This window comes from Kribbella sp. NPDC004536 (assembly GCF_042873835.1).
In the GTDB taxonomy this organism is placed as follows: domain Bacteria; phylum Actinomycetota; class Actinomycetes; order Propionibacteriales; family Kribbellaceae; genus Kribbella.
Window position 1 is genome coordinate 261,367 of sequence record NZ_JBIALY010000002.1, and the last position, 19,766, is coordinate 281,132.

The 19,766-nt window shown below is 67.9% G+C and carries 19 protein-coding genes; 11 read left to right on the top strand and 8 right to left on the bottom strand.

Annotated elements, in window-relative coordinates; genetic code table 11:
• Positions 1 to 17 precede the first annotated feature (17 nt).
• Positions 18 to 1,001: a cytochrome c oxidase assembly protein gene (locus tag ACFYRU_RS16135; protein ID WP_387658794.1), complete on the top strand. Its 984-nt coding sequence runs from the start codon at positions 18 to 20 to the stop codon at positions 999 to 1,001.
• 6 nt (positions 1,002 to 1,007) lie between these two features.
• Here the strand turns inward: ACFYRU_RS16135 and ACFYRU_RS16140 are convergent, their stop codons facing one another.
• The 3 genes from ACFYRU_RS16140 to ACFYRU_RS16150 all read right to left on the bottom strand — a co-directional run bounded on the left by ACFYRU_RS16140 (position 1,008) and on the right by ACFYRU_RS16150 (position 2,627).
• Complete coding sequence (locus tag ACFYRU_RS16140) at positions 1,008 to 1,220, bottom strand: hypothetical protein (protein WP_387658796.1); 213 nt, start codon at positions 1,218 to 1,220, stop codon at positions 1,008 to 1,010.
• Positions 1,217 to 1,987, bottom strand: a complete 771-nt coding sequence (locus ACFYRU_RS16145; protein WP_387658799.1) for a COG4280 domain-containing protein — start codon at positions 1,985 to 1,987, stop codon at positions 1,217 to 1,219. Before ACFYRU_RS16145 ends, ACFYRU_RS16140 begins: the two co-directional genes overlap by 4 nt.
• A gap of 70 nt (positions 1,988 to 2,057) precedes the next feature.
• Positions 2,058 to 2,627, bottom strand: coding sequence for a Chromate resistance protein ChrB (locus ACFYRU_RS16150; protein ID WP_387658800.1), 570 nt, complete (start codon positions 2,625 to 2,627; stop codon positions 2,058 to 2,060).
• Between the two features lie 43 nt (positions 2,628 to 2,670).
• Between ACFYRU_RS16150 and ACFYRU_RS16155 the strand changes: the two genes are divergently transcribed.
• The 4 genes from ACFYRU_RS16155 (at position 2,671) to mmsB (ending at position 7,376) form a co-directional block, all read left to right on the top strand.
• Complete coding sequence (locus ACFYRU_RS16155) at positions 2,671 to 3,279, top strand: TetR/AcrR family transcriptional regulator (RefSeq protein WP_387658802.1); 609 nt, start codon at positions 2,671 to 2,673, stop codon at positions 3,277 to 3,279.
• A gap of 179 nt (positions 3,280 to 3,458) precedes the next feature.
• A complete protein-coding gene (gene chvE / locus ACFYRU_RS16160; RefSeq protein ID WP_387658805.1) occupies positions 3,459 to 4,595 on the top strand; it encodes a multiple monosaccharide ABC transporter substrate-binding protein in 1,137 nt (378 codons plus the stop codon).
• A 10-nt stretch (positions 4,596 to 4,605) separates the two neighbouring features.
• Positions 4,606 to 6,144 carry a multiple monosaccharide ABC transporter ATP-binding protein gene (gene mmsA, locus ACFYRU_RS16165; protein ID WP_387658808.1) on the top strand — a complete coding sequence of 513 codons (1,539 nt, stop codon included), beginning with the start codon at positions 4,606 to 4,608 and terminating at the stop codon, positions 6,142 to 6,144.
• Positions 6,141 to 7,376: a multiple monosaccharide ABC transporter permease gene (mmsB, locus tag ACFYRU_RS16170; RefSeq protein WP_387658811.1), complete on the top strand. Its 1,236-nt coding sequence runs from the start codon at positions 6,141 to 6,143 to the stop codon at positions 7,374 to 7,376. The genes mmsA and mmsB overlap by 4 nt, the downstream gene beginning before the upstream one ends.
• Before the next feature lies 1 nt (position 7,377).
• Here the strand turns inward: mmsB and ACFYRU_RS16175 are convergent, their stop codons facing one another.
• The 4 genes from ACFYRU_RS16175 to ACFYRU_RS16190 are packed head-to-tail and all read right to left on the bottom strand — an operon-like array spanning position 7,378 to position 12,243.
• The gene (locus ACFYRU_RS16175) at positions 7,378 to 9,306 is read right to left on the bottom strand and encodes a glycoside hydrolase family 127 protein (RefSeq protein WP_387658813.1); all 1,929 of its coding nucleotides are present in this window, start codon (positions 9,304 to 9,306) and stop codon (positions 7,378 to 7,380) included.
• 8 nt (positions 9,307 to 9,314) lie between these two features.
• Entirely contained in the window at positions 9,315 to 10,139 is an 825-nt protein-coding gene (locus ACFYRU_RS16180; RefSeq protein ID WP_387658816.1) for a carbohydrate ABC transporter permease, read from the bottom strand.
• Entirely contained in the window at positions 10,136 to 10,996 is an 861-nt protein-coding gene (locus ACFYRU_RS16185; protein ID WP_387658819.1) for a carbohydrate ABC transporter permease, read from the bottom strand. Before ACFYRU_RS16185 ends, ACFYRU_RS16180 begins: the two co-directional genes overlap by 4 nt.
• Positions 10,993 to 12,243, bottom strand: coding sequence for an ABC transporter substrate-binding protein (locus ACFYRU_RS16190; RefSeq protein ID WP_387658822.1), 1,251 nt, complete (start codon positions 12,241 to 12,243; stop codon positions 10,993 to 10,995). The genes ACFYRU_RS16185 and ACFYRU_RS16190 overlap by 4 nt, the downstream gene beginning before the upstream one ends.
• 207 nt (positions 12,244 to 12,450) lie before the next feature.
• Between ACFYRU_RS16190 and ACFYRU_RS16195 the strand changes: the two genes are divergently transcribed.
• The 5 genes from ACFYRU_RS16195 to araA all read left to right on the top strand — a co-directional run bounded on the left by ACFYRU_RS16195 (position 12,451) and on the right by araA (position 18,481).
• Positions 12,451 to 13,470, top strand: coding sequence for a LacI family DNA-binding transcriptional regulator (locus ACFYRU_RS16195; RefSeq protein ID WP_387658825.1), 1,020 nt, complete (start codon positions 12,451 to 12,453; stop codon positions 13,468 to 13,470).
• Positions 13,471 to 13,518: 48 nt separating this feature from the next.
• Positions 13,519 to 14,541 (top strand): LacI family DNA-binding transcriptional regulator, encoded by a 1,023-nt coding sequence (locus tag ACFYRU_RS16200; protein WP_387658828.1) that lies wholly within the window; start codon positions 13,519 to 13,521, stop codon positions 14,539 to 14,541.
• Between the two features lie 82 nt (positions 14,542 to 14,623).
• Positions 14,624 to 16,288 (top strand): ribulokinase, encoded by a 1,665-nt coding sequence (gene araB, locus ACFYRU_RS16205; protein ID WP_387658831.1) that lies wholly within the window; start codon positions 14,624 to 14,626, stop codon positions 16,286 to 16,288.
• On the top strand, positions 16,285 to 16,962 hold the full coding sequence (locus ACFYRU_RS16210) for an L-ribulose-5-phosphate 4-epimerase (RefSeq protein WP_387658834.1): 678 nt from the start codon (positions 16,285 to 16,287) through the stop codon (positions 16,960 to 16,962). The genes araB and ACFYRU_RS16210 overlap by 4 nt, the downstream gene beginning before the upstream one ends.
• 25 nt (positions 16,963 to 16,987) lie before the next feature.
• Entirely contained in the window at positions 16,988 to 18,481 is a 1,494-nt protein-coding gene (gene araA / locus ACFYRU_RS16215; protein ID WP_387658836.1) for an L-arabinose isomerase, read from the top strand.
• Here araA and ACFYRU_RS16220 read toward each other — a convergent pair whose 3' ends face one another.
• Positions 18,482 to 19,006, bottom strand: coding sequence for a pyridoxamine 5'-phosphate oxidase family protein (locus ACFYRU_RS16220; protein WP_387658839.1), 525 nt, complete (start codon positions 19,004 to 19,006; stop codon positions 18,482 to 18,484). It abuts the gene before it with no gap.
• Between the two features lie 128 nt (positions 19,007 to 19,134).
• Between ACFYRU_RS16220 and ACFYRU_RS16225 the strand changes: the two genes are divergently transcribed.
• Positions 19,135 to 19,758: a glyoxalase gene (locus ACFYRU_RS16225; RefSeq protein ID WP_387658842.1), complete on the top strand. Its 624-nt coding sequence runs from the start codon at positions 19,135 to 19,137 to the stop codon at positions 19,756 to 19,758.
• The last annotated feature ends 8 nt before the right edge of the window (positions 19,759 to 19,766 follow it).

Genomic DNA, 19,766 nt, shown 5'->3' on the forward strand with positions numbered 1-19,766 from the left:
GTGGATGGTGACGTGGTATGCCGATGGACGATCCGGGTGCGTTGACCTGGAGTTCTTTCATCAGCAGTTGGCGGCTGGAGCTGGGCTGGCTCCTGGTCGGTCTGCTGCTCGCGTTCGGGTACTGCGTGCTGTTGTTCCGCGGCCGCTCCACGGTGCATCCGTGGCGGGCGGTGTCGTTCGTGCTCGGCTGCGTGGTGCTGTGGGTGTGCGTCGCCTCGGGGATCGGCGCATACGCGATGGACGTGTTCTGGATGCACATGATCCTGCATCTGCTGCTGATCATGGTGGTGCCGATCCTGCTCGTCCTCGGCCATCCGATCACCGTCGTGCTCGAATCCCTTCCCGCCGGCAGACAGACCCGGGCGCGACGGTTCCTCACCTCGCGACCGATTGGGCTCTTCACCTTGCCGACGACCGGGCTGGCCGTCTACACCCTGGTGATCGTCGCGACCCACCTCACCGGCTTCATGGACCAGATGGTGATGCATCCGTGGCTGATGACCGGTGAGCAGGTGCTGTACGTGGCGGCCGGCTACCTGTTCTTCCTGCCGCTGCTGGGGGAGGAGCCGCTCCGCTCGGACCCGGGGTACCTGCTGCGGCTGGTGCTGTTCCTGATCGGGATGTTGCCGGACACCGTCGTCGGCATCGTGCTGCTGCAGACCGACCGGGATCCGTTCCCGATGATGATGAGCCACCACCCGTCCTGGGCGCCCGATCCGTTGACGGACATCCACACCGCCGGCGGCTTGATGTGGGCGGGCGGCGACGGGCTGATGATGTTCGCCGCCGTCGGCCTGATGATCAGCGTCGTGGTGTCACCGGCCAAGCGCGACCGGATGGCGGGCAGTTGGCTGGACGGCGTCCGCCGGACGGTGATCGCGTCCGAGGTCGGCGCCGACCCGGCCCGGCAGCTCGATCCCGACAGCGACGAGGCGTACGAAGCGTACAACCGGATGCTCCAGCGGCTCGCCTCCGACGACCGCCACCCGAAGTCCCCCTGAGCCGGCCTACTTCTTCCGTACGTCGATCACGAGGCTGATGCTGAACGCGGCGAGGACGAGCGCCCCGCCGATGAGCGTCAGGGCCGTGTCGCTGAAGCCTCCGCTCAGCATCGCGACGACCAGCACGCCCAGCGTGACGACGACAGCGGCCGCGATCTTCCAGTCGTCACCGATGATGAAGTCGTACCAGAACTGGCCGAACGCCTTCAGGTACTTCACTTGTACGCCTCCACTCGGACGGGTTTGCGTAGTGCGGCGACGAAGACCCGGCTGAGCAGCAGCCAGGCCGCGATCAGGACCAGGATCATCAGGTCGTGGCCCGGCCAGGCGAGGCTCTCGCGGCCGGAGCGGAAGATCCCGATGCCCTCGACGGCCCAGTAGGTGCCGAACGAGGCGAGCAGCAGACCGACGCCGTACTTCAGCAGGTTCTCGTTGATCATCGACAGCGGGCGCCGGAGTGCGACGGCGATCGCCAGTACGACGACGACCGCGGCGGCGGCGCCCGCGGCCGCGATCGGGATGTTGTTCGCGTTCAGGCCGAAGGTGAGGACGATGAACACGACCTCCATGCCCTCGAGGAACACGCCCTTGAACGAGACCATGAAGCCGAACAGGTCGATGCCGCCCCGGGTCTCGCCGGCGGCCTTCGCCGCCTCGACCTCTTCGCGGTAGATCGCGTCCTCGTCGTGCACCGACTTGCGGCCGGACGATCTCAGGATCGCCTTGCGCAGCCACTGCAGACCGAAGATGAGCAGCAGCCCGCCGATCGCGAGCTGCAGTGCCGACTCCGGCAACCAGGTCGTCAGTGCGTAACCGGCCGCGAACGTGACCACGGCGAGGACGACGAGTGCCGCGAACGTCCCGGCCATCGCCGACCGCCAGCCACGCGTGTACCCCATCGCCATCACGATCGTGGTGGCTTCCACCATCTCCACGAAGCACGCGACGAACGTCGCGATGACCAGTCCCCAGGTTGCCGCGTCCATGCGCCACGTCCCATCAGAGCGGGATGAAACATCTGCTGCATGAAACGCTAGTTACATCAGCGGGTGGGTGTCAAGGCCGGCCCTCGGTGCGGTCGTAGACGTCGGCCTCGAACTCCTCCAGCATCCGCTCGCAGTCGGCGACCTTGCTCCGGGCGAGTTCCTTGCCCTCGGCACCCATCCAGTCCCGGCCCTCGACCTTGGCCAGCCAGCGGCGGAGCTTCTCCAGGTCCTGCCGGATCTCCTCGGCCTCCTCGAACGTGTAGTTCTCCCGGAACCGCTCGAACTCGATCTCCTTGACGAACTTGGTGTCGCACTCCTCGACGATCTCGGCGTACTCCTTGGCCGACTGGTCCCGGAAGCCCTCGACGAACTGGTCGCGGACGTCGTCCTCGACCTCGGTCAGCGTGAGGAAGACGCTCGATCCGCCCAGCTCGGTGACCCGCCCGCGGACCTTCTCCAGACCGGCCCGCAACTCCCCGCGGTCCGGGAGGACACAGACCGCCTGCTGTACGTAGTACCCGCCGAGCCGCTTGAGGTCCCGCCACACCGCGACGCGCGCCCGCGACGAATCGCTGGGCACCTTGTAGATCAGCATCAGCCAGCTGTCCTGGTTGTTCGCGCCGCTACGTCGGGTTGCCATGCGCTCAGGCTAGCGTCGATTCCGCACTGTTAACGTGGCGGTCGTGGACCCGAGGGCGCAGCGGACGATCGAGGCGTTGCTCGACGCCGCGGAGAAACTCTTCACGACCAGGGCTGTCGCGGACGTGACGGTCGAGGAGATCGCGGAGACCGCCGGCGTCGCCATCGGTTCGGTCTACAACCACTTCGGTTCGAAGGCCGGCCTGCACGCGGCACTCATGGAGAAGGCGCTGGTGACCGACCGCCGCTTCATGGACCTCGCGTACGTCGAAGGCCGGAGCCCGGTCGAGCAGCTGTACGCGGCCGCGGACGAGTACCTGGCTTTCTACCTGGCGAACCCGGAGTACTTCCGGATGCTCGCGTTTCCGGCCGAGCCCGGGAGCTACGCCGCGGGGCAGGACCTGGCGGATCGGCTGGCGGACTCGGTCGACGAGCAGAACAAGCGGATGGTCGAGGCGCTCCGGCGCGGGATGAAGGCCGGCACCATCCGCAAGGTCAACGCCCAGGAGCTGGCGACCGTGCTGTGGTCGTCCTGGAACGGAATCATCAGCCTCGCCTGGCGCCAGGACCGCCTGCGACGCAATCCCAGGCAACTCAAGCGCCTGCTCCGCGCCGCCACCGACGCCTTCGCCCACGGCTTGCTGAAGGACTGACGAGCAGTCCATCTCGTGAGTTTCTTTCAGTTGTTAGCGTGTCCATAGAAGACTGGCGACACGTCCTGTTACGAGACCGTGATGGCCGGATGCTCCGCTGATCTATTGACCGGATGCTGGTCGGGCGTCAGCATGTGAGCGCTAACAATCCGGTCGTGCCCAGAAGGGACGGGTTTGTGATGAAGAGGTTTCTGGCGACTTTGAGCGGCGCGCTGCTGGTGATCGGGCTCGCCGCCTGTGGGGGACAGGGCGCGGGCGGGACGACCGATACCGCCAGTCAGCAACCCAAGGACCTGACCATCGGGGTGTCGATGCCGACGCAGACCTCGGAGCGGTGGATCGCCGACGGCAAGGCGGTGAAGGAGAAGCTCGAGGCCAAGGGCTACAAGGTCGATCTGCAGTACGCCAACGACGACATCCCGACCCAGTCCCAGCAGGTCGACCAGATGATCACCCAGGGCGCGGACGTGCTGATCATCGCCGCGATCGACGGCACCGCGCTGAGCAGCCAGCTGCAGGCGGCCGCCGACAAGAAGATCCCGGTGATCTCGTACGACCGGCTGATCCGCGGAAGCAAGAACGTCGACTTCTACGTCAGCTTCGACAACTACAAGGTCGGCGTCGCCCAGGCGAAGGCGTTGCTGCGTGGCCTCGGGCTGGAGAACGCGGACGGTTCGAAGGGCACCAAGACCGGGCCGTTCAACATCGAGCTGTTCGCCGGTTCGCTGGACGACAACAACACCCACTTCTTCTTCAACGGCGCGATGGACACCTTGAAGCCGTACTTCGACAGCGGCGCGCTGGTGGTGAAGTCGAAGCAGACCAAGATGGAGCAGATCGCGATCCTGCGGTGGCAGCAGGAGCCCGCGCAGAAGCGGATGGAGGACCTGCTCACCTCGACCTACAACGACGGCAGCAAGGTCGACGGCGTGCTCTCGCCGTACGACGGGATCTCCCGCGGCATCATCACCGCGCTGCAGAACGTGGGCTACGGCACGGCGGCCAAGCCGATGCCGGCGATCACCGGGCAGGACGCGGAGATCGCGTCGGTCAAGCTGATCAACACCGGCGTGCAGAGCTCCACGATCTTCAAGGACACCCGGCTGCTGGCCGAGCAGGCCGTCAACGCGTCGGTGGCGTTCCTGCAGAAGAAGACGCCCGAGGCGAACGACACCAAGTCGTACGACAACGGCGTGAAGGTCGTCCCGGCGTACCTGCTGCCGATCCAGACCGTCTTCAAGGCCGACATCCAGAAGCAGCTCATCGACTCCGGCTACTACACGGCTGCCGAGGTCGCCGCCGGTCAAGCGAAATGACTCGGGCGAAATGACCGACGTACTCCTCGAGATGCGAGGCATCACCAAGAGCTTTCCCGGTGTGAAAGCTCTCGAGGATGTCTCGCTGGTCGTCCGGCGCGGTGAGATCCACGCGATCTGTGGTGAGAACGGCGCCGGCAAGTCGACGCTGATGAAGGTGCTGTCCGGCGTGTACCCGACCGGGAGCTACGCCGGACAGATCAGCGTCGACGGCCGGCCCGTCCGGTTCGCCGGCATCCGGGACAGCGAGGCGGCCGGGATCGCGATCATCCATCAGGAGCTGGCGCTGGTGCCGTACCTGTCGATCGCGGAGAACATCTTTCTCGGCAACGAACGCCGCGGGCGCGGCGGGCTGATCGACTGGAACCGGACGAACGCCGAGGCGCGCGCCCTGCTGCGGCAGGTCGGGCTGGACGAGAATCCGGTCGCACCCGTGATCCAGCTCGGTGTCGGCAAGCAACAGCTGGTCGAGATCGCGAAGGCGTTGTCGAAGGACGTCCGGCTGCTGATCCTGGACGAGCCGACGGCCGCGCTGAACGACGTCGACTCGGCGCACCTGCTCGACCTGCTCCGGACGCTGCGGGACCGGGGGATCACCTGCATCATGATCTCCCACAAACTCAGCGAGATCACCGCGATCGCGGACTCCACCACGGTGCTCCGCGACGGCCGTACGGTCGAGACCTTCGACATGACCTCGGGCGACGTGACCCAGGAGCGGATCATCCGCGGGATGGTCGGCCGTGACCTCGACAGCTTCTACCCGGCGCGTGACTCGAGCCCGGGCGCCGAGGTGCTGCGGATCGAGGACTGGACGGTCTGGCACCCGACGCAGCCGCGCAAGGTCGTCGACGGTGCGTCGCTGAACGTCCGTGCCGGTGAGGTCGTCGGGATCGCCGGCCTGATGGGTGCCGGCCGGACCGAGCTCGCGATGAGTGTCTTCGGGCATTCGTACGGGCGCAACATCAGCGGCCGGTTGTACGTGCACGGCAAACAGGTCCGGGCCCGTACGGTGGCGGAGGCGATCGCGAACGGCATCGCGTACGCCACCGAGGATCGCAAGCGGTACGGCCTGAACCTGATCGCCGACGTTCGCGCGAACGTGTCCGCCGCCGCGCTCGGCAAACTCGCCCGGGCAGGGTGGGTGAACGGCAACGAGGAGATCAAGGTCGCCGAACAGGGCCGCCGGGACCTGAACATCAAGACCCGGACCGTGCTGGACGTCGTCGGCACGTTGTCCGGCGGCAACCAGCAGAAGGTCGTGCTGTCCAAGTGGCTGTTCACGGATCCGGACGTACTGATCCTGGACGAGCCGACCCGTGGCATCGACGTGGGCGCCAAGTACGAGATCTACACGATCATCAACCGGCTGGTCGCCGACGGGAAGGCGGTCGTCGTGATCTCCTCCGAACTGCCCGAACTGCTCGGCACCTGCGACCGGATCTACACCCTGTCGGCCGGCCGGATCACCGGCGAGCTGCCGGTGCAACGGGCGACCCAGGAAGAACTCATGGCGCTCATGACGAAGGAGAAGGAGCTCGCCGGATGACCAGCACCAAACCCGCACCGACGGAGCAGACCGCCTCCGCTGCCGCTCTGCACGTGGGGACCAGCGATCCGCTCACGCTGATCATGCGCAACCTGCGGCAGAGCGGCATCTACATCGCGTTCGTGGTGATCGTGGCGCTGTTCGCCTCGCTGACCCACGGCGTACTGCTCAGCCCGGGCAACATCACCAACATCGTCCTGCAGTACTCGTACATCCTGGTGCTCGCGATCGGCATGGTGATCCTGATCATCGCGGGTCACATCGATCTGTCGGTCGGGTCGATCGTGGCGTTGACCGGCGCGGTGTCCGCCGTACTGGTCATCCAGCACGACCAGCCGTGGTGGATCGGTGTGCTGGCGGCGGTGGCGGTCGGCACAGCGGTCGGTGCGTGGCACGGCTTCTGGGTCGCGTACGTCGGGATGCCCGCGTTCATCGTCACGCTCGCCGGCATGCTGCTGTTCCGCGGTCTGACGTTGCAGGTGCTGGACAACGTGTCGCTGTCGCCGTTCCCGGCCACCTACCAGAAGGTGGCCAGCGGCTTCCTGAACGGGCTGATCGGCGGTCAGGGGTACGACGCGTTCACCTTGCTGATCGCCGCGATCGCGGTCGCCGGGTATGCGGTCAGCGTGTTCCGCACACGGCTCGCGCGGATCCGGTACGAGCAGCCGGTCGAGTCGTTCCCGCTCTTCGTCGCGCGAGTAGTGGCGGTCGCCGCGGTCGTCATGTGCTTCGCCTGGCAGTTGGCGCACGCGCGGGGGCTGCCGATCGTACTGATCATCCTCGCCGTGCTGGTGATCGCGTACGGGCTCATGACGAAGAGCACCGTGTTCGGGCGGCAGGTGTACGCGATCGGCGGCAACCTGTCGGCCGCGATGCTGTCCGGGGTGAAGGTCCGCAAGGTGAACTTCTGGATCTTCGTCAACATGGGGTTCCTGGCCGGGATCGCCGGCGTCATCTACTCGTCCCGCTCGAACGGCGCGCAGCCCGCGGCCGGCAACATGTTCGAACTCGACGCGATCGCGGCCGCGTTCATCGGTGGCGCGGCCGTGGCTGGCGGTGTCGGTACGGTCGTCGGCGCGATGGTCGGCGGCCTGATCATGGCGGTGATGAGCAACGGCATGCAGCTGATGGGTGTCGACCAGGCGACCCAGTCCGTGGTGAAGGGCCTGGTGCTGTTGCTGGCCGTTGCCTTCGACATCTACAACAAGCGCCGCGCCGGGGCCACCCGCTGATTCACGTTGCCAGCGGCAACCACACGCGCATCGTCGAGGGACCCCGCTCGGCCCAGTCGTGGTACGGGACGAGCGGGACCTCGACCGCGTCGGCCGCTGGTTGCTCACCGGGCCTCGCGGCGTACGGCCAGTCGGCGTCGTCAGGCCGTACGACCAGAACCCGGACGATCGGTACGCCGTCCTTCGTGACGATCGGCGCCGCCGGATCCAGCCGGACGTTCGCGACGTCGCCGACCCCCACGAGGTCGACGGACTCCAGGCAGAACACCTCCGGCCCGCGTTCGACCGCGACACAGCCACGGACGGCGTCGATCCGGCCGTCCGGGTGGACGACCCGCGGTTCGATCGGCAGGTCGAGCTCGACGCGGTCGCCGGCCAGGAAGGCCCGGCGTACGACGGCCCATCCAGGCTGTACGACCTCCGACGTCACGACCTCGCCCGCGGAGTGCACCCGGAGCTCGGCGTCGACGGCCCACTGCGGGATCCGCAACGACAACGTGATCGGCTCGTCGATCGCGACCGGGGCCGTCACCCGGATGCTGCCGGAGCGCGGGTAGTCGGTGTCGACGTCGAACGCGACCACCTGTCCCGCGACCTGGGTCCGGATCGTGCCGGCGGCGTACTGGTGGAGTTGCAGGCCGTCCTCGTCGGCCGTTGCGACGAAGGCATCCAGGCTGGCCAAGGTGCGGGCGACGTTCGGGGGACAGCAGGAGACCTCGAACCACGGCGCGCGCAACGACGACTCGGCGCGCGGCGAGACCGCGTCGTCGGCGGCCGGTGCACCGGGCGTGCGCTGGTGCAGCGTGTTCGCGTAGTAGAACGCCGTACCTGTCTTCGACGGCGACGTGGCCACGACGTTGAAGAGCGTCCGTTCGACGAGGTCGCTGTAGCGGGCGTCGCCACGGGCCAGTGCCAGGCGCCAGCTGAACATGACCGACGCGACGCCCGCACAGGTCTCGGAGTACGCGCGGTCCGGCGGGAGCACCCAGTCCTCACCGAACGCCTCGTCCTGATGGTGCGATCCCTGGCCGCCGGTGATGTAGGTGCGGCGGGCAACTGTGTTCCGCCACTGTGTCTCGAGGGCCGCCATGAGCTCGTCGTCACCGGTGTCCACGGCGACGTCGACCGCTCCGGCGGCGAGGTAGTTCGCCCGTACGGCGTGGCCGCGGGACACAGTCGCCGTACGGATCGGTACGTCGTCCTGGAAGTACTGCTGTCCCCACTCGATCGGCTTCAACGTTCCCTGACCGCGGCGCTCCACGAAGAGCCGCGCCTGTTCCAGGTACCGGGGCTCGCCGACCACGCGCGCAAGTTCGGCCAGACCGGTCTCGACCACCGGGTGACCGCAGACGCTCTGGAGCCCGTCGGCACCGAAGGCCTCGCAGACGAGGTCGGCGGCTCGGGTGGCGACGGCGAGCAGGCCCTCGTCGGCTTCCGGGCGGGTCCGGACACGAGCGACCGCGGCCTGGAAGAGATGGCCGAAGCAGTACAGCTCGTGTCCCCACTCCAGGTCCGACCAGCGCGCCGGCTGACCCGGACGACCGGTGTAGGTGTTGAGGTAGCCGTCCGGCTCCTGGGCGGCCGCGACCCGCGCCACGATCGACCGGAAGAGAGCTTCCAGTTCCTGGTCGTCGCTGCGGCCGATCTCCCAGGCGAGCGCTTCGAGGTACTTGTAGATCTCGGAGTCCGAGAACTCGCGGCCGCGGCGACCGGCCGGCAGCGAGCCCTCGGTGGCGAGGTCGAAGTTCGGGAGCCAGCCCTCGCGTTCCAGCCAGTGGTTGATGTGCGGCAGCGTGTTGCGGGCGTTGATCCGCTGCCGCTCGGCCCAGAAGCCGCCGGTGATGTGGACGTCGTCCGACCCGAGCGGCCGAAACCGGCCCGAGCTCGGTGCGACTGGTACGAAGCCGGGCTGGTGGTCAGTGAGTTTCATCCGGTGTCTTATCCCTTGAATGCGCCCGACATGAAGCCGCGGACGTAGTGACGTTGAAGGAGGAGGAAGAGCACGAGGCAGGGCAGCGCCAGCACGACGACGCCCGCCTCGGTCGCGCCGTAGTCGACCACGCCCTGCACCTGGACCCGCAGGTTCGAGACGGCCAGCGGCAGCGTGAGCTTGCTCGAGTCGTTGATCAGGATCAGCGGCGCGAAGAAGTCGTTCCAGGCGGAGAGGAACGCGAACAGCCCGACGGTGATCAGCCCGGGTTTGACCGCGGGCAGCAGGACCCGCCACAGCGCCGTCCAGGTCGAGCAGCCGTCCACCATCGCCGCCTCGTCGAACTCGCGCGGGATCGCCTCGAACGAGATCCGCATCATGAAGGTTGCGAAGGGCAACTGGAACATCGTGAGCACGAGCGCGACGCCGAGCAGCGAGTTCTGCAGCCCGAGCTGGTTCAGCAGGACGTACAGCGGGATCAGCAGCGTCGCGTACGGGACCATCAGGATTGCGAGCGTGCTGAGGAACAGCAAGTTCTTGCCCGGGAACGAGAACCGTGCGAACGCGTAGCCGCCCAACAGCGAGATCAGCAGCGTCAGCAGCACCGTGGTGAGGGACACGAACGCCGAGTTCGCCAGGTACTGCCAGATGCCGGCCTGGTACCTCGACAGCGTGGCGTAGTTGCCGAATCCCCACCCGCTGCTCTGGCTCGTCCCTGCCTGCGGCGACACCGACGACACGGCCGTCCACACCAGCGGGAACAGGAAGAGGATCGCCAGCCCGCCGGTGAAGATCCAGTACGGCGTCCGGAGCGCGAGCTTCGAGATCGTCATCGGTCCTCCGGGGTCCGGAACGCCCGCAGTTGCAGGACGTTGACGAGCACCAGCACGACGAGCACGATCACCGACAGCGCGGCCGCGGCGCCGAGGTCGTTCTGCCCTTGGAAGGCGACGATGTAGATCAGTTGTACGACGGTGATCGTGCTGTTGTCGGGTCCGCCCTTGGTGAGGATGTAGAACTGCTCGAACGCGAGCAGCGACCCGGTGACGCACAGGATCGTGGTCAGCGCGAGCGTCGGGCGCAGCAACGGAAGCGTGATCCGGCGGAAGGTCTGCCACCGGGACGCGCCGTCGACCCGGGCCGCCTCGTAGACGTCGCCTGGAATGCCCTGCAGGCCGACCAGCATCAGCAGCATGTAGAAGCCGGCGAAGCGCCACACGATGAGGAACGTGGTGGAGTACAGCGCGGCGTTCGGCGTACCGAGGAAGGACAGGCCGAGGCCGCGGAGCGGCCCGACCAGGGGCGAGTACAGCACGTAGAAGAGCAACGACGCCGAGGCGAGTCCGAGTGCGCTCGGAACCAGGAAGGATGCCCGGAGCAAGTTCTTCCAACGGCTGGATTCCTGGACGAGCAGGGCAAGCCCGAGTCCGAGGCCGATCAGCAGCACGGTCGCCAGCACGGTGTACTTGGCGGTGAAGACGACCGAGTCGGCGAAGAAGCGGTTGTGGATCACCTTCACGTAGTTGTCCGGGGCGTTGAACCCCTGGTTGCCGGTCAGCAGCGGCCAGCGGGACAACGACATCCGGATCACCAGGAACAGCGGAACCAGGAACAGGACGACGACGAAGACCGTGGTCGGGGTGGCGTAGAGCCACCCCTGCACGGCATGGCGACGGGTTCTGTCGGTCACTGCGACGCCAGAACGCTGGTGACCTGCTGGTTGTCGGCGTCGAGTTTGCCGGCGTCGCCGAGGACCTGATCCCGGACCAGGGTCAGCCACGGGCTGTTGGCGGCGTTGTAGGCCTGCTGGAAGTTCAGCGCGACCGGCGTCTGGCCCTTGCCCGCGACCTGGTTGATGGTGACGAGCCGCGGGTCCTTCGCGGCGTACTTGTTGTTCGCCAGGTCGGTGCGCGACACGACGTCGTTGTCCTTGGCAAGGACCTCCACCTGGGCGTCCTCGCTCATCATCCAGTTCAGGAAGCTCCAGGCCTGGGCCGCCTTCTTCGAGTCCTTGGAGATGCCGATGCCGTCACCGCCGACGAAGGTGGACGAGCCGCCACTGGGACCGGGGATGCCTGCCACCCCGGCGTCGAACTTGGTGGTCGACGACAGCAGCGTCGCCGGGTAGAACATCAGCCCGACCTTGCCCTGGGTGAAGCCCGCGGTCCAGGTCGCGCCGGTCTCGTCCTTCGAGGACGGCAGCACGGCGCCGGACTTCCACAGGTCGCGCCAGGTGCCGAAGATCTTCTTGCTCGGGTCGTTGGTGAAGTTCGACTGGTTGCCGTCGGGGTTCATCACCTGGTCGCCGGCCGCCCACACGCTCGGGAACCAGGTGAAGACCAGGCAGCCGCCGCAGTTCAGACCGGTCGCGGTGCCGTACACGTCCTTCTTGTTCAGCGCCTGGATCTTCTTGGCGTCGGCGGCGTACTCGTCGAGCGTGGCCGGCGCCTTCTCCGGGTCGAGCCCGGCCTCCTTGAACAGGTGCTTGTTCCAGAACAGCATCGACAGGTCGAGGACGAACGGAAGCACATAGTTCTTGCCGTCCAGCGTGCCGGCCTTCATGTGGCCCTGGTTGATCTGGTCCTTGAAGCTGAGTTGGCGGACGTTCGAGCTGATGTCCTTGAACAACCCCTGCTTGACCCAGTTCGGTACGTAGACGATGTCGGCGGCGAACAGGTCCGGCAGCCCGCCCGAACCGGCCGCGGCGCCGACCTTGGCGACGTAGTCGTCGTTCGGCACGACGGTCAGCTGGACCTGGTTCTTGTGGTTCTGGTTGTACGCCGCGACCAGGAGCTTCGCCTGCTTCTCGAGCGGGGCCCGGGTCCACAGCGTCAGCGTGGTCCCGTCGTCGGTTCCGGCGGCCGGGACGTCGACCGCCTTCTGGGCGCCGCCGCCGTTCCCGCCGCACGCGCTCAGCGCCAGCACCGTGGTGGTCACACCGATTGTCAGCAAGGCCCGCAGACGGCCTCCTTGCGGCCACGACATCATTCCTACTCCTCAGGCTGGTTGAAAACGGTTTCTTCGCCCCGGAGGCGCGAGGTTCACCAATCTCCGAAAGATGCCGAAAAGGTTTTCGGTTGCGTGTAAGGTAAGGGCGGGTCGCGGGGGCGTCAAGATCTCGGCACCGGTCGGAGACGAGGGAGCATGGCGGGTACGGACGCGAAGGTGGTCACCCTCAGCGATGTCGCACGGCTCGCCGGGGTGTCGGTGGCGACCGCGTCGAAGGCGCTCAACGGCCGCAGCCAGGTGGCCGCCCGGACCCGCGCCCGGGTGGAGGCCGCCGCCGAGCAGTTGTCGTTCGTCCCGAACCGGATGGCCCAGGGGCTGCTCGCCGGCCGGACCGGCACGGTCGGTCTGCTGACCAGCGACCTGCAGGGCCGCTTCGTGATCCCGATCCTGATGGGCGCCGAGGACGCTTTCGGGGCAGGCCGGGTGAGCGTGTTCCTGTGCGACGCACGCGAGGACACGATCCGCGAACAGCATCACCTGCAGGCCTTGCTCAGTCGCCGCGTCGACGGCCTGATCGTGGTGGGCAGCCGTACCGATCCGCGCCCGACGCTCGGCTCCGACCTGCCCGTCCCGGTGGTCTACGTCTACGCGCCGTCCGACGATCCGGCCGACGTCTCGCTCGTCCCGGACAACGTCGCCGCCGGCCGGCTCGCCGTCGAGCATCTGGTGGCCTGTGGCCGGCGCCGGATCGCCCACGTATCAGGCGATCCGGGCTATGACGCCGCTCTCGACCGGGGCAAGGGCGTCGCGGAAGGACTCGCGGCTGCCGGTCTGGAGTTGGTCGGCGACAGCATGTACGCCGACTGGTCCGAGCGCTGGGGCCGCGACGCGACCGCCGTACTGCTCGACCGGCATCCCGACATCGACGCGGTCGTCTGCGGATCCGACCAGATCGCCCGCGGTGCGCTGGACACGGTCCGGGACCGCGGTCGCGTCGTACCGGACGACGTGGCGGTGATCGGATTCGACAACTGGGAACCGATGGTGGAGCACTCCCGCCCGGAGCTGACCAGTATCGACCCCAACCTGGAACTGCTCGGACGGGCCGCCGCACAACGGGTGTTCGCCGCGCTGGCCGGGGACGAACAGGTCGGCGGCATCCACCATCAGGCGCCGCGGCTGGTGATCCGCGGATCCACTGTCCCGCGCAGCTGAGCCGGACACGTCCCACCGTCCGGCGATGGTGGAACCTACTATTTGCTCATGGCGAGAGCGAGCGACGGCCTGGGACGAGCGCCGAGCATGACGGACGTGGCGGCCGCGGCCGGGGTCTCGCACCAGACGGTTTCGCGGGTACTGAACGGGTCCGAGCTGGTCAAGGACGAGACTCGCACGCGCGTACTGGCAGCGATCGCGGAGCTCGGGTACCGGCGGAACAACGCGGCCCGGCTGCTCGCGACGAACCGGTCGCATCGGATCGGCATGATCTCGGCGCATCTCGTCCTGCACGGGCCGAGCATGATCGCGGTGTCGGTGCAGGACGCCGGCCACAAGGCGGGGTACGACGTGTCGCTCGTCGCCGTCGAGGACTTCTCGTCGCAGTCGTTGCGGGACGCGGTCGGCCGGCTGCTCGACGAGGCGGTCGAAGCGATCGTGGTGGCGGTCGCGCATCGCGACGCCCAGGAGCAGGTCGGGTTGCTCGAGGTACCGGTCCCGATCATCGTCGTGCAGGGTGTGAGTGAGGGCCAGCGGATGGCCGTCGGGATCGACCAGGAGGCGGGTGCTCGGCTGGCGGTTGAGCATTTGCTCGACCTCGGCCATCGTCATGTCGCCCACGTCACCGGCCCGTTGGAGTGGGTCGAGGCGGGGCAGCGGCGGGCGGGCTGGCAGCGTGCGCACGAGGACCGGCACGTGCTGCCGGGGCCGGAGCTTGCCGGTGACTGGTCGCCGGGGAGCGGCTACGAAGCGGGACTGCGGATCGCCGAGGACCCCGACGTGACGGCGGTGTTCGCGGCCAACGACGGGATGGCGATGGGGCTGATGTACGCGTTGCACGAGAAAGGCCGCGACGTACCGGGTGAGATCAGCGTGGTCGGATTCGACAACGTGCCCGAGGCGCCGTACGTCTGGCCGGCGCTGACGACGGTCGACCAGGAGTTCTCGCTGCTCGGCCGGCGCGCTGTCGAGCTCACCCTGCGGGCCCTGGAGGGGGAGCCCGATCCGTCCACCCGGCTGATCCGGCCGGCGCTGGCCCTGCGCGACTCGACGGCCGCTCCGCGTAGCTGAAAAGTTAGCGTTAACAAGATAATGTCCGCATAGAGATCACCGTTCTTGACAAGGTAGAATGTTAGCGCTCACACTCGGCCCCATGAGCTCCGATGAACACTATGTCGTCGGCGTCGACTTCGGCACGCTGTCCGGCCGTGCGGTCGTCGTCCGCGTCTCCGACGGTGCCGAGCTCGGCACGGCCGTCCACGAGTACGCGCATGCCGTGATCGACGACCGGCTGCCGGCGACCGGGCACCGGCTGCCGCCGGAGTGGGCACTGCAGGTTCCGGACGACTACCGCGACGTGCTCAGGACCGCTGTACCGGCGGCCGTCGCCGCGTCCGGGATCGACCCGGCGCTGGTGATCGGCATCGCCACCGACTTCACCGCCTGCACGATGGTCCCGTGCCTGGCCGACGGCACCCCGCTGAACGAGGTCGACGGACTCGCGGACAATCCGCACGCGTACGTCAAGCTGTGGAAGCATCACGCCGCACAGCCGCAGGCCGACCGCATCAACGAGCTCGCCCGCGAGCGCGGCGAGGCCTGGCTGCCGCGGTACGGCGGACTGATCTCCTCGGAGTGGGAGTTCGCCAAAGGCCTGCAGTTGTTCGAGGAGGACCGCCCGCTCTACGACCGGATGGAGCGCTGGGTCGAGGCTGCCGACTGGATCGTGTGGCAGTTGTGCGGCCGCTACGTGCGCAACGCCTGTACCGCGGGCTACAAGGGCATCCTGCAGGACGGGCACTACCCGTCGCCGGAGTTCCTCGAGCAGCTCGCGCCCGGTTTCGGCGGGTTCGTCGCGGCGAAGCTGGAACACCCGATCGGTCAGCTCGGCGCCGCGGCGGGACAGCTGACCGCCGAGGCCGCCGCCTGGACCGGCCTGCCGGAAGGCATTGCGGTTGCCGTCGGCAACGTCGACGCGCACGTCACCGCACCGGCCGCGCAGGCCGTCGACGCGGGCCAGATGGTCGCGATCATGGGTACGTCGACCTGCCACGTGATGAACGCCGACACGCTGCGCGAGGTGCCCGGCATGTGCGGTGTCGTCGACGGCGGCATCGTCGCGGGCCGCTGGGGCTACGAGGCCGGCCAGAGCGGCGTCGGCGACATCTTCGGCTGGTACGTCGACAACGCCGTGCCGCCGTCGTACCACGAAGCCGCGGCCGCCGCCGGTGAGTCGCTGCACGAGCACCTGACCCGGCTCGCCGCCGACCAGGCGGTCGCCGAGCACGGGCTCGTCGCGCTCGACTGGCACAGCGGCAACCGGTCGATCCTGGTCGATCACGAGCTCTCGGGTCTCGTCGTCGGCCAGACGCTGGCGACCCGGCCCGAGGACGGCTACCGCGCGCTGCTCGAAGCGACCGCCTTCGGCACGCGGGTGATCGTCGAGACCTTCGCGAGCAGCGGCGTACCGGTCAAGGAGCTGATCATCGCCGGTGGCCTGGCGAAGAACGCGCTGCTGATGCAGATCTACGCCGACGTCACCCGGCTCCCGCTGTCGATCATCGACTCCGAACAAGGCCCGGCGCTGGGGTCGGCGATCCACGCCGCGGTGGCGGCCGGCGCCTATCCCGACGTCCCGGCCGCGGCCAAGAGCATGGGCAAGGTCCGGCGTGCCGTGCATGTCCCCGACGAGGAACGGGCCAAGGCGTACGACCAGCTGTTCGAGCTGTACCTCGAACTGCACGACAACTTCGGGCGGCACACCCGGCTGATGCGGAAGCTGAAGTCGATCCGGCGTCATGCCGTGGAGGCGAAGTGAGCACCGTCGCGGCCGCCGCCGCCACGATCACCCAGCTGCGCGCCGAGGTGTCGCGGCTGCACGCGCACCTGCCGGCGTACGGGCTGGTCGTCTGGACCGCGGGCAACGTGTCCGCGCGCGTTCCCGGCCACGACCTGATGGTGATCAAGCCGAGCGGGGTCGCGTACGACGAACTGACGCCGGAGAACATGGTCGTCTGCGACCTGTACGGCCGGGTCGTCGAGGGTGAGCACGCCCCGTCCTCGGACACCGAGGCGCAGGCCTACGTCTACCGGGAGCTGCCGCAGGTCGGCGGCGTCGTCCACACCCACTCGCCGTACGCGGTCGCGTGGGCCGCTCGCGGCGAGGCGATCCCTTGTGTCACGACGATGTGCGCCGACGAGTTCGGCGGGCCGATCCCGGTGGGGCCGTTCGCGGTCATCGGCGACGACTCGATCGGCCGCGGGATCGTCGACACGCTGCGCGGCTCGCGGTCGCCGGCCGTCCTGATGCAGAACCACGGTGTCTTCACCGTCGGGCCGAACGCCAAGTCCGCCGTCAAGGCTGCGGTGATGTGCGAGGACGTTGCCCGCTCGGTGCACCTGGCCCGGCAGCTCGGCGACCCGATCCCGATCGAGCAGTCGGCCGTCGACAGCCTCTACGACCGCTACCAGAACGTCTACGGACAACGATGACTCTGCCTGAAGTGGGAAGGACCACATGTCTGTGAACAACCCCGAGGTCTGGTTCCTCACCGGCAGCCAGGGACTCTACGGCCCCGAAACTCTCGAGCAGGTCGCCGAACAGTCCCAGGCGGTGGCGAAGCGGCTCGCGGACTCCGGTCTGCCGGTGCAGATCGTCTGGAAGCCGGTGCTGCTCGACGCCGAGGCGATCCGCCGGCAGATGCTCGACGCGAACAGCTCCGCGGACTGCGTCGGCGTGATCGCGTGGATGCACACGTTCTCGCCGGCGAAGATGTGGATCGCCGGGCTCGACGCGCTCCGCAAACCGCTGCTGCACCTGCACACGCAGGCGAACGTCGCGTTGCCCTGGGCAACGATCGACATGGACTTCATGAACCTGAACCAGGCCGCACACGGCGACCGGGAGTTCGGGTACATCCAGTCCCGGCTGCACGTTCCGCGCAAGACCGTGGCCGGGCACGTCGAATCGGCTGCTGTCCAGCAGCGGGTCGGGTACTGGGCGCGTGCGGCGCTCGGCGTCGCCGAACTCCGCTCGCTCAAGCTCGCCCGCTTCGGTGACAACATGCGCGACGTCGCCGTGACCGAGGGCGACAAGGTCGAGGCGCAACTGCGGTTCGGTGTATCGGTCAACACATACGGCGTCAACGAGCTCGTGGCCGCGGTCGACAGCGTCGACGGTGCTGCGATTTCCACGCTGGTGGACGAGTACGTGGAAACGTACGACGTCGCGCCCGAGCTGCTGCCCGGCGGGGACCGGCACGAGTCGCTGCGCTACGGCGCGCAGATCGAGCTGGGGCTACGGGCGTTCCTGACCGATGGCGGGTTCCGCGCGTTCACCTCGAACTTCGAGGATCTGGGCGGCCTGCGCCAGCTGCCCGGCCTGGCCGTGCAGCGGCTGATGGCCGACGGGTACGGGTTCGGCGGCGAGGGCGACTGGAAGACGTCGGTGCTGCTGCGGGCCAGCAAGGCGATGGCCGCCGGGCTGCCGGGCGGTACGTCGTTCATGGAGGACTACACGTACCACCTGGTGCCGGGGGAGGAGAAGATCCTCGGCGCGCACATGCTCGAGGTGTGCCCGTCGATCACGTCGGCCCGTCCGTCGCTGGAGATCCACCCGCTGTCGATCGGCGGCCGCGAGGATCCGGTCCGGCTGCGCTTCGTCGCCGACCCGGGGCCGGGCATCGTGGTCGGGATCGCCGACCTCGGTGATCGCTTCCGATTGACCGCGAACGTCGTACAACTCGTCGAGCCCGACGAGGCGCTGCCGAAGCTGCCGGTCGCCTGCGCGGTGTGGAAGCCCGAGCCGTCGCTGTCCACTTCGGCCGAGTCGTGGTTGGTCGCCGGCGCGCCGCATCACACCGTGCTGACGACGGCGCTCGACCGCGAGGTGTACGAGGACTTCGCCGACCTGCTGTCGGTCGAGCTGGCGGTCATCGACTCCTCGACCACGGTCCGCGAGTTCCAGCGCGAACTGCACTGGAACGACGTCTACCACCGGCTGACCAGGTAGTCAGCTCCAGAGGTACCGAGTTTGCGATGAGTCCTTGCCCGTGGTGAAAGCCAAGGCCTTCGTCGGACGGAGGCTGTAGAGCTGAACGGTGCCGGCGCGGACGGCATCGCCCAGCTGATACCAGGTCCCGTCCTCGCGGGTGAGGTGCCAGCCATAGGACTGTTCGAAGGCGGTGGCCACGCTCTGTCTGGTGGGCTCGTCGGTGACCAGGCTCGCGACGCCTTCGATGACGTAGTCGGTGCCGTTGAGGCCCGCAGTGCCGGCGGTCAGGGCGCACTGCGGGTTGGCGGCGAGGTTCACGGCCTTCTGCTCGGCGTCGCCGGTGGTGAACCACATCGCGTCCATGGCCCAGATCGCCAGCAACGGCGTCACGTGCGGCCGGCCGTCACGCCGCACCGTACAGAGCTGGAACTTCTGCACCTGGCGCAGCGCCCACTCGGTGGCCTCCCACGGCGTCGGGCTCGCACCTGGCGATGAGAACCCGGTGTGGAGCTTGGTCCGGGGCGTCGTCGTCGGAGTAGTCATGACTTCCTCCTGATAGGTCGTTCATCACAAGCTACGTCGTACCCGATTGGGCGGTCTCGGCATGCGCTCGGCCGGGTTGGTCAGGAATCGAGAAGCGTGGGTGGGCGCCGGGTTTCTAGGTTTGAGGCATGACAAACCTTCAGAGTGTGGTTCTGGAAGTAGCAGACGTCGAGGCGACCGAGCGGTTCCTGGCGGAGGCGTTCGGGCTGAGCGGGCAGGTGCGGGTACGCGCGGCTGCCGCGGAGAGCAGTGGATTCCGTGGGTTCACGTTGTCGCTCATTGTGGGGCAGCCGAGTACGGTCAGCTCCTTGTTCGACTCGGCTGTCGAGGCCGGGGCGACGGTGGTGAAGCCGGTGACGAAGTCGTTGTGGGGGTACGGCGGTGTCGTACAGGGGCCGGATGGAACCATCTGGAAGATCGCCACGTCCGCGAAGAAGGACACCGGCCCGGCGACGCGGGCGATCGATTCGGTCGCACTGCTGATCGGCTGCGAGGATGTTGCCGCAAGCAAGAAGTTCTACCTCGAGCAGGGGCTGACGGTGGCGAAGAGCTTCGGGCGCAAGTACGTCGAGTTCGACGGCACCGGTCAGGTGAAGCTGGCGTTGTACGGGCGCAAGGCGCTCGCCAAGGACGCGGGGGTGCCGGTGGACGGGAGCGGTTCGCACCGGATCGTGCTGACCGCGACCGGTACCACCTTCACCGATCCGGACGAGTTCGCCTGGGAGCCGGTCCGCGCGGCCTCGACGCACTGAAGCCGCGT